The sequence below is a fragment of the Rhizobium sp. BK313 genome (assembly GCF_014193655.1).
Taxonomy (GTDB): domain Bacteria; phylum Pseudomonadota; class Alphaproteobacteria; order Rhizobiales; family Rhizobiaceae; genus Rhizobium.
The window spans coordinates 750,844-764,121 of the sequence record NZ_JACHZQ010000002.1; the positions used below are offsets into that span (position 1 = coordinate 750,844).

The 13,278-nt window shown below is 60.7% G+C and carries 14 protein-coding genes; 12 read left to right on the forward strand and 2 right to left on the reverse strand.

Annotation, left to right across the window (positions count from 1 at the left end):
* The first annotated feature begins 29 nt into the window (after positions 1-29).
* The gene (locus FHT86_RS15750) at positions 30-1,010 is read left to right on the forward strand and encodes an ABC transporter permease (RefSeq protein WP_133707720.1); all 981 of its coding nucleotides are present in this window, start codon (positions 30-32) and stop codon (positions 1,008-1,010) included.
* Positions 1,011-1,150: 140 nt separating this feature from the next.
* Here FHT86_RS15750 and FHT86_RS38065 read toward each other — a convergent pair whose 3' ends face one another.
* Together FHT86_RS38065 and FHT86_RS15760 are read right to left on the reverse strand one after the other, a co-directional pair.
* A complete protein-coding gene (locus tag FHT86_RS38065; protein ID WP_133707721.1) occupies positions 1,151-2,872 on the reverse strand; it encodes an extracellular solute-binding protein in 1,722 nt (573 codons plus the stop codon).
* 68 nt (positions 2,873-2,940) lie between these two features.
* Positions 2,941-3,867 (reverse strand): NAD(P)-dependent oxidoreductase, encoded by a 927-nt coding sequence (locus tag FHT86_RS15760; RefSeq protein ID WP_133707722.1) that lies wholly within the window; start codon positions 3,865-3,867, stop codon positions 2,941-2,943.
* 580 nt (positions 3,868-4,447) lie between these two features.
* Here FHT86_RS15760 and FHT86_RS15765 point away from each other — a divergent pair.
* The 11 genes from FHT86_RS15765 (at position 4,448) to FHT86_RS15815 (ending at position 13,105) form a co-directional block, all read left to right on the forward strand.
* Entirely contained in the window at positions 4,448-5,236 is a 789-nt protein-coding gene (locus FHT86_RS15765) for a glucose 1-dehydrogenase (protein WP_133707723.1), read from the forward strand.
* Positions 5,237-5,246: 10 nt separating this feature from the next.
* Positions 5,247-5,414, forward strand: coding sequence for a hypothetical protein (locus FHT86_RS15770; protein ID WP_166656830.1), 168 nt, complete (start codon positions 5,247-5,249; stop codon positions 5,412-5,414).
* Positions 5,415-5,431: 17 nt separating this feature from the next.
* A complete protein-coding gene (locus tag FHT86_RS15775) occupies positions 5,432-6,505 on the forward strand; it encodes a zinc-binding dehydrogenase (protein WP_133707724.1) in 1,074 nt (357 codons plus the stop codon).
* A gap of 2 nt (positions 6,506-6,507) precedes the next feature.
* The gene (locus FHT86_RS15780) at positions 6,508-7,275 is read left to right on the forward strand and encodes an SDR family NAD(P)-dependent oxidoreductase (RefSeq protein ID WP_133707725.1); all 768 of its coding nucleotides are present in this window, start codon (positions 6,508-6,510) and stop codon (positions 7,273-7,275) included.
* 18 nt (positions 7,276-7,293) lie between these two features.
* A complete protein-coding gene (locus tag FHT86_RS15785) occupies positions 7,294-7,578 on the forward strand; it encodes a YciI family protein (RefSeq protein WP_037198012.1) in 285 nt (94 codons plus the stop codon).
* Complete coding sequence (locus FHT86_RS15790; RefSeq protein WP_133707726.1) at positions 7,575-8,588, forward strand: Gfo/Idh/MocA family protein; 1,014 nt, start codon at positions 7,575-7,577, stop codon at positions 8,586-8,588. The genes FHT86_RS15785 and FHT86_RS15790 overlap by 4 nt, the downstream gene beginning before the upstream one ends.
* 10 nt (positions 8,589-8,598) lie before the next feature.
* Positions 8,599-9,582 (forward strand): zinc-binding dehydrogenase, encoded by a 984-nt coding sequence (locus tag FHT86_RS15795; RefSeq protein ID WP_133707727.1) that lies wholly within the window; start codon positions 8,599-8,601, stop codon positions 9,580-9,582.
* Positions 9,583-9,585: 3 nt separating this feature from the next.
* Complete coding sequence (locus FHT86_RS15800) at positions 9,586-10,644, forward strand: SDR family oxidoreductase (protein WP_133707728.1); 1,059 nt, start codon at positions 9,586-9,588, stop codon at positions 10,642-10,644.
* Between the two features lie 19 nt (positions 10,645-10,663).
* Positions 10,664-11,545, forward strand: coding sequence for an intradiol ring-cleavage dioxygenase (locus FHT86_RS15805; RefSeq protein WP_133707729.1), 882 nt, complete (start codon positions 10,664-10,666; stop codon positions 11,543-11,545).
* A 10-nt stretch (positions 11,546-11,555) separates the two neighbouring features.
* Positions 11,556-12,620: a maleylacetate reductase gene (locus FHT86_RS15810; protein ID WP_246779527.1), complete on the forward strand. Its 1,065-nt coding sequence runs from the start codon at positions 11,556-11,558 to the stop codon at positions 12,618-12,620.
* 200 nt (positions 12,621-12,820) lie between these two features.
* Positions 12,821-13,105, forward strand: a complete 285-nt coding sequence (locus FHT86_RS15815; protein WP_133707731.1) for a YciI family protein — start codon at positions 12,821-12,823, stop codon at positions 13,103-13,105.
* Positions 13,106-13,278 lie beyond the last annotated feature (173 nt).

Sequence of the window (13,278 nt, forward strand, 5' to 3'; positions counted from 1 at the left end):
GCTGAATTTGGAATAAGGGAAGAACGACCATGGGTAATGCACTGGACAGCACATTGATCGCCGCTCTTCGGGGACGCCGATCGACCCTGTTGCGAGGGCTTGGCCCCTTGGCGGTTCTGATCGCGCTCGTGGCGATCAGCGCCATCATCGCGCCGGGCGTAGTGGAGGTGGACTCCCTCGTCAGCTTCTTGTCTGATGCCGCGCCGATCATCGCGCTGGTCATCGGCGGTACGCTCCCCATTCTGGCAGGCAGCATCGATCTGTCGGTCGCCGGCGTGGCGTCGCTGACCGGGGTGCTCGTCGTCGCCCTCAATCCGATTTTCGGCCCGTGGACGTCCATCGTCGTCATCCTCATCGCGATGGCGTTCGGCGCGACGCAGGGTCTGCTGCACTCATGGCTGCAACTGCCGTCCTTCATCGTCACGCTCGGCACGCTGAGCATGCTTTCGGGTCTCGCTCTGTTGCTGTCGAATGCGACTGCGGAACCCATTCCGGACAATGATCTCTTCGTGACCTATCTCTCCGACAGCACCGGCGATATCCCAAATACGGTCATAGCACTTATCGTCATCATCGCGGTGCTGGGACTATTGCTTCGCTATCTTCGTCTCGGGCGAGATATCTATGCGCTCGGCACCGGCGAGCGGGCCGCGATCATGTCTGCCGTGAACGTCGTCGCCGTGCGGACGATCATTTTTGCGATTTCGGCCGGCTGTGCCGCGATCGCAGGCCTCTTCCTGATCTCGATAACGACGTTCAGCTCGCCGACGCTTGCCGGCAATTTGCTGCTGCTCTCCATCGTGGGCGTGGTCTTAGGCGGCACGGCGATTTCGGGCGGTGTCGGCGGACTGTTTCCCGCGGTCGTGGGCGGCCTGATCACGTCATGGCTGCGCATTGTGACGGTTATCATCGGCGTCCAGCCGACGGCCCAGAATATCGTCTTCGGCTTGACGGCATTGGTAGCGGTCGCTCTGACCACGGACCGAAGCAAGCTCGGTATCATCAAGTGAGTTCCCCCGGCTACGCCGACCGATCGGCGTAGCCGGGGCCGAATGCGAGAGAGCGGCGGTTCGACTGAACTGCCGCTTCGGAACAGTTCCAGCAAAAGTGTAACGCGGTTTTGCGTCCGGAAGCGCTCAATCCATCTCCGCTAAACCACGCTCTGCCTCGCCCACGTCTTATGAGCGGATTTCAGGCTGGCCTCGATCTGTGCGGCTGCGTGCTCCAGGGCTAGCCTCGGCGATTTATTACCAAGCAGCGCGTCATGGATGTCCTCGCCAAGAACCTTCTCGATCGTCGTATATTGCGGGATCTTAGGGCGCTGCCAGGTGTGCAGCAGGTTCTTCTTCGCCAGCTGGTCCACGAAGCGGACGATCGGGGAGCTTGCGGCAGCTTCCGGATCGGCGCTGACCGAAAAGCGCGGAGCGACCGGAAATCCGTTCTTCACATGCGCCTTCATTGCTTCCCTGGAAGCCATCCATGCGATCGCGTCCGCCGCCAGCTCTACTCTTTCCTCTGGCAGATTGGTCGGAATACAGAAAAGAAAGCCGCCGATCGGAGAGGCGCGGGTGCCGCCGGGGCCGTATGGCTGCGGCAGATATTCGACTCGCCGCTTCACGACCGACTGGACGTCATATTCGAAGCGGGCCGCGCGCATCGTCCAGAAATAGCCCAAGCTCGCTTTTCCCTTCAGGAAGACTTCCAGGGTTTGATCCCAGGCCATCTCCAGAATCCTTGGCGGCGAAATTTCCATCAGCCTGCGCATGTACTCGAGGGCGCCGAAACCGGCATCCGACAAGATAGTGCAACTCAATTCTTCCAGGTTTGCGCCTTCGAGCGTGAAGCCGGAACGCGTCTTGCGCAGGGAGATCGCCGGCTGCCCGCAGGCGCCCATGAAGAATAGAAAGCTCGACGCGATCGGCATGCCCCGCGCGCCATCCCAGACGGCTCCGAACATGCCTTCGTCCGGAGCATGAAACTTGCGACCGGCGCTGATGACATCATCGAAAGTCTTGGGAAAGGAGAGGCCCGCATCGGAAAAAAGATCCCTCCGCGCCGCCAGAAGTTCGACGGTACAGTAGCCCGGAACGCCGTAGTCCCTTCCTTCCCAGGTTGCCGATGACCAGATGGATGGGTGGAAATCGAGCGGATTGATGCCGGTCTTCTGAATATACTGATCGATCGGCCGAATTACGCCGCTCTCCGCGAATTCCCCGAGCCATGGCATGTTGATGGCGATGACGTCATAGTCGGACAGTGGTTTTGCGCCGTTTTCGCGCGCGCGCCGATAGAGATCGGGAAGCGGCAAAAGGTCGAAGTTCTTACGCGACGCGAGGTTGTTGCGGAAGTCGGCCCACATGTTCCGCATTGCGGAGAAGTAGTTATCGTCGTTCAAGAGGAAGCGAAGCTCGATCTGCGATTCGGCACGCTTCTGGACAAGCCTCATCGGCGGAATGATCTGCGAACCGAGAGGCGTACCGCCGAAATAATACTCGTCTTCCTCCTCGCCGGCACGCAGCCCCAAGGTCTGCGCGAGGAGCGATTTCGTCTTGCGGGCATAGGTTTCGAACGAACGAAGCAACTGCTCGCTCGGCTGCAGCGCGAAGCTCTTGCCAGTCGAACCCTTGGCGACCTTGAGAATATAGCCGCTATCGATGAGACGGTTGATCAGTCTCATCGAGGTCGCATAAGGGAGACCGGATTCCTGTCCGAGCGTCGAGATCGAGACAGTCTGGCTTAGTATATGCGATTTGATCAAGAAGGTGACGATCAGCCAAATCGCATCGTCATCGGCGGCTGCGACCACCTCCCTGAATGGGCGGCGCGTTTTCTCGATGAAATCGATGACGCGCAGCATTTCATATTCGTTCACGTCGGCCTCCCAACCGTCGCGCTGTGGACGATCAGACTAGCTGGCAAATTTTCCTTTCGCCAGCCCGCTCAGATGGCTTTTAGCGTCTCTGGTGCGGCGGTCTTGTCTCGGGTCATCCCCGCCAGCCGCTCGTACTGTTCGAAAAGAACGAAGAAGTCCTTCTCGGCAAGCCCGTCGGCGAATGCTGCTTCGTATTGCTGCCGGATCATGGAAGCGAGATACATCGGCACGTGATCGGATTTCGCCGCGCCCAGGATAAGATCGAAATCCTTCATCATCTGCGACACGGAGAACGCCGGATCGAAATTGCGGCTGACCAGGAGATCGCGCTTGTAAGCAATCAGCGGTGAGGCGACCGCGCTTTCGCAGATGACGTTGAGCATGGTCTCGACCGAGAGGTTTCCCTTCAGTCCGAGCGTCAGCGCTTCTCCGAGCAGGGCAGCCGTCGCCCCCACCAGCGCATTCAGCACCAGCTTAAGATAGCGCGCTTCCTCGCCATCGCCGAGATAGAATCGCTTGGACGAGAAACTCGCGAGGATGGGCTCGATCTTGCGATAGGCCGCCTCCGGCCCGGAGACCATGACGGAAAGCATGCCGGATGATGCGGTGATGGTGCTTCCTGATACGGGTGCGCGCAAATAGGCCACGCCCTTGCGCCCCAGAGCCTCGGCGATTTCAGCGGAGATTTCCGGGGAAACGGTGCTCATCTCGACCAGAATTTGGCCGGGTTTCAAAAGATCGACGAGGGCGGATGGCGCCAATGTCAGCTGGCGCAGAACGGCATCGTTCGGGATGGTGAGCATCACCACGTCCGACGCCTCGACGAGATCTTCAAGCGCGTGCGCCACATTCGCGCCCTGGGCGACGACGGAAGCACGGTTTTCGGGAAGAGGCTCGTAGACGGACAGAGGATATCCGTTTTCAAGGACGCGCCTGCTCATCGGGGCGCCCATCTTTCCGATCCCGGCCCAGCCCACTCTCAACGTCTCAGTCATGCACAACCTTCCTTCCCTGGCGGCGATCGCTGGCCAGAAATATTCAATGCCGCTTTTTCACGGAGGAGCGCATGAACTGAAATAAGTTCCACGTTCGGCGCAAGTGCCGCTTCCTCCCAGTAGAAATCTTAGCGTCTGAATCAGATCGATTGCTTCACCGAAAATATCCATTTCGGATAATTAAAGGTTTGTCGAAGCACATGTTCATCCTCTAGCTTTGTTTTCGGATCGCACGGCGGTTCCTGTGGGAGGAATAAAAGCCGTCAACAAAATATAAATGCTGCGGATGCGAAGTGTCTCCGCAAGCGATACTTTGTTGCCAGCGATTTAATCATTTCATCGGAGGAGGAATTGAAATGAGATGTAAGGCGATCGGCGGCAGCAAACCCTTGGCGCAGTTATCGCTCGGACAGCATTCGACCGCTGCGTCCGCAGCGCTGGTGACGCCCGCAACTCCTCGTCATCTACCGAATGAATTGCGCCGCTCGTGCCGCGTCGCTGGGCTCGATCTTCCTGCGTCACGGGGCGTGGGCTTGGGCCTGCATGCCCGCGCAACGCTCGTTCAATAAGAGAAAATGCCATGAGTGGGTTGGTCAACAACAAGGTTGTCATTGTTACCGGAGCAGCGCGCGGCATCGGCGCCGGCATTGCCGCGGACCTTGCCGAAAAAGGCGCACATGTCGTCATCGCCGACCTGAATGCCGACGCCGCGCGGCAGACGGCGTCGAAAATTTCCTCGGGCGGCAACAACGCGATCGCGGTTACCGTAGACGTTTCCAGCCGTGCGAGCGTCAAGGCCCTGATCGACGAGACAGTATCCCGCTTCGGCCGGCTGGACGTCATGTTCAACAATGCCGGCATCAGCCAGACCTGCCCATTTCTCGAGGTCACGGAAGAGGACTTCGACCGGATTATGAAGATCAACGGCCTTGGCGTTCTGATCGGAACCCAGGAGGCTGCAAAGCAAATGATCGCGCAGGGCCATGGCGGCAAGATCATCAATACCGCCTCGGTGGCGGGCAAACAGGGTTATCCGCTGTTTGCGCATTATTGTGCCTCCAAGTTCGCTGTCGTTGCGATCACCCAGGCAGCAGCCCGTGCACTCGCCGAGCACAAGATCACCGTCAACTGCTTCGGGCCAGGCGTCGTGAAGACGGAGCTTTGGGAGCAACTTGACCGCGAATTCATGGAACGAGGGCTGACGGAAAAGCCGGAACAGGCGATCAACGAGTTCTCGCAATCAATCCTGCTCGGCCGTGTCTCGTTACCGAAGGACATTGCGGGCGTCACCACGTTCCTGGCATCCGATGCGTCGGACTATGTCACAGGCCAGACCGTCATGGTCGATGGCGGCATGGTGCTGATCTGAGGAGGACGCCATGAGGCCGCTGAGCAACAGGGTCCCAATCAACGCCGGCATCGGCGAGGAAGACGCCGCTCCGCATATGGGCCGGGATCATCATCTCGTCCTTATCCGTGCTTCCGGCGAGACCCGTTTAGGGACGCGCAGCAGCATGGTCTGCGACGGTGGCTACACAGCACAGTAATCATGAAAGGCATGACAATGAAAGCTGTACGATATTATTCCAAGAAAGACATCCGCGTCGAAGACGTACCCGCACCAAGCGGTCCGCTGGGCGACGACATGGTGCTGATCGAGCCATTGGTCTGCGGCATTTGCGGAACTGACTTGCACGAATACATCGCGGGACCGATCGTGACGCCCGCCACCCCGAACGTCTATTCCGGCGCAACTTTGCCGCAGATCCTCGGCCATGAATTTTCCGCCAGGGTCTTGGACGTGGGCAAGAAAGTCACGCACGTCTCCCCTGGCTCGCGCGTTTCCATCCAGCCGCTTATCTCGCCGCGCGACGATTACTACGGCCGCCGCGGCCTCTTCCATCTCAGCGAAAACATGGCGGTCGTCGGGTTGTCCTGGGATTGGGGCGGCATGGGTGAACGCGCCGTCATCAATGGCTACAACGCCATTCCCGTGCCGGACACCGTCTCGGACGTTCAGGCAGCCATGATCGAGCCGGCCGCCGTCGCGCTATACGGCGTTGATCGCGGCGGGGTGACCAGCGGCAGCAGCGTCCTCGTTTCTGGCGTCGGCCCGATCGGCGCGCTTGTCCTGCTGGCGGCCAAGGCGGCCGGCGCGACGAAGATCTTCGTGTCCGAGCTCAATCCGAACCGTCGCGCTCTGGCGCAACAGCTTGTTCCGGAGGCGGTCGTCTTCGATCCGCGCGAAACGGATACGGACAAGTTGTTCCGGGAGCAGACGGAAGAGGGTGTGGGCGTCGACGTCGCGCTCGAATGCGTCGGCGCCGAGGCGTCGCTCAATCTTTGCGCCAAGGCCGTGCGCCGCCGCGGCACCGTCGTGCAGGTCGGCCTGCATGTGCGGCCGGCCTCGGTCGATGCGATGCTCTGGGCACTGAAGGATATCACTGTCGAGGCAACGTGGTGCTACCCCGTGCAGATATGGCCCCGTATTGCTTCGATGATCGGTGCCGGCATCTTCCCGGTCGAAAAAGTGGTCACGGCGCAAATCGCGCCCGAAGACGTGGTCGAAAAAGGCTTCGAAGCGCTGCTCGATCCCAAGGCCACCCACATGAAGATTCTCGTCGATATGAAGGCCTGATCATGACGAATCCGATGGATCTCAGCGGGCGGAAATTGCTGATAACCGGCGCGGCCGGTGGTATCGGGAGCACCACCTGCCGGTATCTGGCCTCGCTCGGAGCGACGATCGTTGCCGCCGATCGTGATGCCTCGGTCGAGAAGACCCGCGACGACATTCGTGCGGCGGGAGGAACGGCGGAAGCCGTCATCTTCAACGTCACTGACAAGGCATCGGTCGAGGCCGCGGCAGCAAAGGTTGCCGAGCGCTTCGGTCCTCTAGACGGCATCTTCGCCAATGCCGGCATGTCCTATGAGCGCACGGCGCTGGACCACAGCGAGGCCGACTGGCGCACCGTCATGTCGGTCAATCTCGACGGCGTCTTTTGGACTGTGCAGGCGTTCGGAAGATCCATGATCGAGGCGGGGCGAGGGGCCATCGTGATGACGGCGTCGATCGCTGGCGTCAAAGCCGTTCGGCCGGAACTCCATGTCGGCTACGACGTCTCGAAGGCGGGCGTCGCTCATATGTGCCGGGTTCTGGCGGCCGAATGGGCAAGGTCGGGTGTACGCGTCAACGCCGTCGGCCCCGGCTACACCGATACCGTCATGCTGGCGGAAGTCGGCCGCGCCCAACCCGCCGTCATGCAGAGATGGTTGGACGACACGCCGATCAATCGCCTGATCAAACCCGAGGAAATTGCTTCCACCGTCGCCTTCCTGCTCTCCGATGCGGCGAGCGGCATCACCGGCCAATTGCTGATGGTCGACGGTGGCTATTCCATCGCTTGAATTCGAAAGGAATTTTACATGTATTACGCTGTTCATTGCCTCGACCACGAGGGCGCCGTCGAGAAGCGGCTCGCCAACTACGATGCCCACAAGGCCTATCTCTCCACCGGCAAGACCAAGACGGTGATCTCCGGTCCGCTTCTGGCGGACGACAACGAAACCATGATCGGCTCTCTCTTCGTCTTCGAGGCCGACACCAAGGAAGAGATCGTCGCATTCAACAAGGCGGATCCTTTCACCAAAGCCGGTGTGTGGAAGGCCGTCAACATCCATCCCTTCAACAAGCGGGTGGACAATCGATGACCATGATCGAGGAAAACCCGGTCACCGCCGCCCTGGTCGGTCTCGGCTGGTGGGGCCGCAAGATGGCGAGCCTCGTCAATGCCGGCGGCGCGCGGATGCATTTCGTACGCGGTGTCGATCCGAGCCCTGATGCGGCCGCGTTTGCCGGCCAGATGGGTCTGCAATATTCGCCGGATATGGCTGAAGCGTTGAACGATCCGACGATCGAGGCGGTCGTGCTTGCCACGCCGCATTCGCTGCACCGGGAGCAGATCGCCCGAGTGGTCGCGGCCGGGAAACACGTTTTCTGCGAGAAGCCGCTCGACCTCAGCAGAGCCGGAGCGGAAGCGTCCGTCGCTTTGTGCCGAAAGGCTGGTCTTGTGCTTGGCATGGGCCATGAGCGTCGTTTCGAGCCTCCGATCGCCGAAATTCTGGAGGCGGCCAAGCTCGGAAAACTGGGTCGGCTGCTGCAGATCGAAGCGAATTTCAGCCACGACAAGTTTCTCGGCCTCGACCCGTCGAACTGGCGGCTGAAGGCCGAACAGGCACCGGCCGGCGGCATGACGGCGACCGGGATTCATCTGACGGACCTTGCCGTGAAGCTGATGGGCCGCGCCACCGATGTCCGCGTCGTTTGCGAGAACCTTGCTTCGAGCATTCCGCAGGGCGACACGATGAGCGCGCATATCCGCTTTGCCGGCGGAGGGACGGCCTACGTCTCGGCGACACTCGCCACGCCCTTCGTCTCGCGTTTCGCCGTCTTCGGCACGGATGGATGGATCGAAGTGCGCGACAAGGCACATGTCGAAGCGCCCGACGGCTGGGTCGTGACCGAAGGCTGGAAGAACCAGCCGATCACGGTCCGCGAGGTGTCACCCGCCGAACCGGTTCGCGACAACCTGAGAGCCTTTGCCCGCGCTGTTCGCGGCGAGGCCGACTATCCGATCACTGGCGAGGATATGATCAACAACATTGCATTGCTGGAAGCCATCGTGCGCTCTGCGCAGAGCGGCGCGCTGGTAGAGGTCTGAGGAGGAAGACGTGAAAGCTCTGGTTTTCGAAGCCCCGGAAAAGCCCGTAATCGCCGACATGGGCGTGCCTGACCTGTCGCCCAACGAGGTCCTGGTTCACACAAAGGCAGTCGGCATCTGCCACTCCGATTACGAGTTGCTGGCCGGGCGCTACATTATCCCGATCTCCTATCCGGTGACGCCCGGCCACGAATGGAGCGGTGAAATCGTCGAGGTTGGCCGCAATGTGACCGGCTTCAAGAAGGGCGACCGCGTGGTCGGGGAATGTGTGGTGCGCACGCCGGAGCGGCTGCATCATTTCGGCTTTTCCATGAGCGGCGCGGATCGCGAATTCTTCGCCGTCAATCCGGAATGGCTGCACAAGCTGCCCGATGCTGTCGATGACAAGAAGGCTGCGCTGATCGAGCCCTTTACCTGCGGCTTCTACGCCGTGCTGCGCTCAGGCGGCACGAATGCCAGCGAAACCGTCGTCGTCTCCGGCGGGGGCACCATCGGCCTGGTATCGGCTGCAGCAGCGATCGGCATGGGCGCTCGCGTCATCGTCGTCGATCCGCTCGCATCGCGCCGCGAGGTGGCAAAGCGTCTCGGAGCGGATGACGCCATTGACCCCTCGGACGGAGGTGCCGCCGAGAAAATTCGTGAACTGACCGGAGGACATGGTGCCGATCTGGTAATCGAGGCATCCGGCCATGACGCATCGCTCGCGGCCGCATTCGACTATGCCCGTGAAGAGGGCCGGATGTCGATGGTCGGTATCAACATCGGACGCAAAGTGCCTGTCGTGATCGGCCAGATACAGATGAAGAACCTGACCGTGCGCGGCTGCATCGGGTCTCCTGGCGTTTGGCCAGCCGCCATTCGCTTCCTGGAACGGACGGGCATCGATCTGTCGCCGATCCAGACCCATGATTTCGCGCTGACCGATGCCGTCAACGCCTTCTCGTTTGGTCAGGATCCGACGAAGAGCATCAAAATCACACTGCTGAATGGTTGAGCAATGAACAAACACGCACTCATAGTTGGCGCGACTGGGATCACCGGAAGCAATCTCGCCGAAAATCTCCTGGCTGAAGGCGGCTGGACGGTGTCGGGCCTGTCCCGATCGCAAAGCCCGATCGCCGGCGTCAAGACATTGAGCTGCGATCTCGTCGACGCCAATTCCGTTCGCGCGGCACTGACGGAAGCCAGACCGAGCCATGTGTTCGTCACGGCCTGGTCGCGTCAGGAAACCGAGGCGAAGAATTGCGAGGTCAACGGCGCAATCGTCCGCAACGTGCTGGACGCCTTGCAAGGGCGAGGTGTCGAGCACGTTGCCCTGACGACGGGCACGAAACACTACCTCGGCCCCTTTGAATCCTACGCCAAGACGCAGCCCGAGACGCCGTTCCGCGAGGAGCAGGAACGCCTGCCGGGAGAGAACTTCTACTATGTGCAGGAAGACGAGATCTTTGCGGCCGCTGCGAGGGACGGCTTTACCTGGTCCATTCATCGCCCGCATACGCTGATCGGTTATGCGGTCGGAAACGCGATGAACATGGCTGCCACACTTGCGGTCTACGCCTCCATCTGCCGGGAAACCGGCCGGTCTTTCGTCTTCCCCGGTTCGCCCGAGCAATGGCAGGCGGCAACGGACGTTACCGATGCCAGGTTGCTAGCGAAACATCTCAAATGGGCGGCGACGACGAAGCCAGCCGCCAACCTCGCGTTCAATGTCGTCAACGGCGAAGTGTTTCGTTGGAAATGGCTTTGGCCGCGCCTTGCGAACTACTTCGGTCTCGAAGCTGCGCCTTACTCGGGAGTACCCACGCCGCTGGAAGAGCAGATGGCCGGCGCGGAGCCGATCTGGGACGAGATGGTCAAGAAGTTCAATCTCCAGCCGAACGCGCTCTCCCGCGTGGCCTCATTCTGGCATTCGGATGCAGATCTCGGTCGCCAGATCGAGACGTTCAACGACATGGGCCGCAGCCGCAAGCTCGGCTTTCTCGACTATCAGGATACGACAAGCTCGTTCACAGACGCGTTCGATCGGCTGCGAGCAGATCGGATCATACCTTAGGATGTCAGGAGTGCAGCATATGTCCGAGCAAGCGAGCGCGAGCACGTCGCCATCCGGCTTTTTCACCGAGGAGAACTCGGTTGCGACCGTCAACGCCCGAATGGGCAAGGATGTGGATCCGCGCCTCACAGAGGTGATGGCTTGCCTCGTCAAGCATCTCCACAACTTCGCGCGCGAAATCAACTTGACCCAGGATGAATGGGACTTCGGCATCGATTTTCTGACGCGGACCGGGCAGATCTGCACGCAGGAGCGGCAGGAGTTCATCCTTCTGTCCGATACGCTCGGCCTGTCAATGCTGGTTGATGCGATCAATAACCGGCGTCCGTCCAGCGCCACCGAGAACACGGTCTTCGGCCCCTTCCATGTCGAGGGCTGCCCGGTTCGCCAGATGGGCGATGAGATCTGTCTGGACGGCAAGGGGGAAAGCTGTCTCTTCATCGGACGTGTGCTCGATCTCGATGGCAATGCGGTCGCAGGAGCCAAGATCGACGTCTGGTCCGACAACGCGGAAGGCTACTACGACGTCCAGCAGCCCGATATCCAGCCGAAGTGGAACAACAGGGGCGTCTTCGTGACAGGCGCGGATGGACGCTACAGCTTCGTCGGCATCAAGCCCGTCTCCTATCCAATTCCCGATGACGGGCCGGTTGGCAAGATGCTGAACAGCCTCGGCCGCCACCCGTATCGGCCGGCCCACATGCACTACATGGTTCGCGCGGAAGGGTTCCAGAAGCTGGTGACGCACACCTTCGTCGGCGGCGATCCCTATCTGAATTCCGATACGGTGTTCGGGGTCAAGAAGACGCTTGTTGCGCCGTTCACGCGTGTCGAGAGCGGCAACACGCTCTGGCGCTCGGACTATGACTTCGTGCTCGCACGGCCCGGTCAGACACGGTAGGAGCGGGGGATTGGAAAACTTCGTCTACAACGGAAATCCCGGCCGGGTCATCTTCGGGCGCGGCACGGTGGCCCGCCTTCCCGAAGAGGCCGAACGGCTGAAGGCGCGGCGCATCATTGTGCTCTCCACGCCTGAGCAAGCCGAGCAGGCCGCCGATATCGCGCGGCATATGGGATCCAGCGTCGTCGCGACCTATTCCAAGGCGCAGATGCATACTCCCGTCGAGGTGACGGCCGATGCCATGCGATTTGTGGACCAACATGCCGTCGATGCGCTGCTGTCCATTGGAGGCGGGTCGACGACCGGTCTCGGCAAGGCCATCGCCTTTCGCACCGATCTGCCGCAGATCGTCGTGCCTACCACCTATGCGGGCTCGGAAGCCACGCCGATCCTCGGCGAGACCGAGGGCGACCGCAAGGTCACCAAGTCGGATCCGCGTATTCTTCCGGAAGTCATCGTCTACGACGTCGATCTGACGCTGACGTTGCCCGTTTCTCTTTCCGTGACCAGCGGCATCAATGCGATCGCCCACGCCGTCGAGGCGCTTTATGCGAGGGAGGCCAATCCGATCATCTCGCTCATGGCGGAAGAGGGGATCGGGGCAATCGCCCGCGCCTTGCCGCGTATCCATTTGAGCCCGAGAGATGGGGACGCCCGCGCGGATGCGCTTTACGGCGCCTGGCTTTGCGGCGTCTGCCTTGGCTCCGTCGGCATGGCATTGCACCACAAGCTTTGTCATACGCTCGGGGGCATGTTCAATCTGCCGCATGCGCAGATGCACACGGCGGTCCTGCCGCATGCGGTGGCCTACAACGCCGACGCGACGCCGGCGGCCATGGCCCGGCTGGGCCGGGCTCTCGGCATTGCCGATCCGGCCGCCGGGCTTTTCGACCTTGCCAGAGGGCTTGGCGCGACGATGTCGTTGAAGGATCTTGGAATGCCCGATGACAGTGTCGCGGCCGCGGTCGATCAGGCGATGTCGAACGCCTATTGGAACCCCCGCGCATTGGAAAAGCGCGCGTTGACCGACTTGCTCGAACGCGCATTCCGTGGAGACGCGCCAAGGGCCGCATGAGCTATGGCGGGGCGCTGTCGATCGGCGGCGCCCTGGCGAATTTCGGTGGGAAACCGTGCAGTTATCCAGAAGTCCAAAATGGATAATTCCGTTGTTTTCTTTAGCTTTACTCCGTCTACCATTACTTTTGCGATATCCGGAATATCCGCATGTCGGAGGGGAGACGGAAGGACGATTTGGCTGGTGAGGAGCTAGAAGTCATGCTTGCAGTTCGCGTCGCTATTTCCAATCCCGAAAAGGCGGCGGCACGCGCGACCTATCTGGAGGATCACAAGCGCCATCTGCGGTCGGGCCGGCTCTGCATCGTCCAATCCGGACCGATCCTCGACGAAGCCGGCGAAGGCAGCGGGGGAGTTGTCGTAGCGGATGTCGTCTCGCTCGAAGAGATGCGTCGGTTCAGTGCGGAGGATCCTTTTGTCCTCCACGAGGTCTATTCGAGCATCAGCATCTACGAATGGCGACCAACGATCGGCGGTCGCGGATAGAGCGACGGCGATCGGACGGTCTGCATCTCTGCAGCAGCTGATTTCCTGAGGAGGAGGGAACATGAAAGCGGTAGGCACACTCAACTGGGACAGTATTCGCAATTGGCTGGCAGAAGCAGGAAGCGCCTGTAGCGGATACTATTTTGACCACGCGGAAGCGCCAAAGGCTCGCG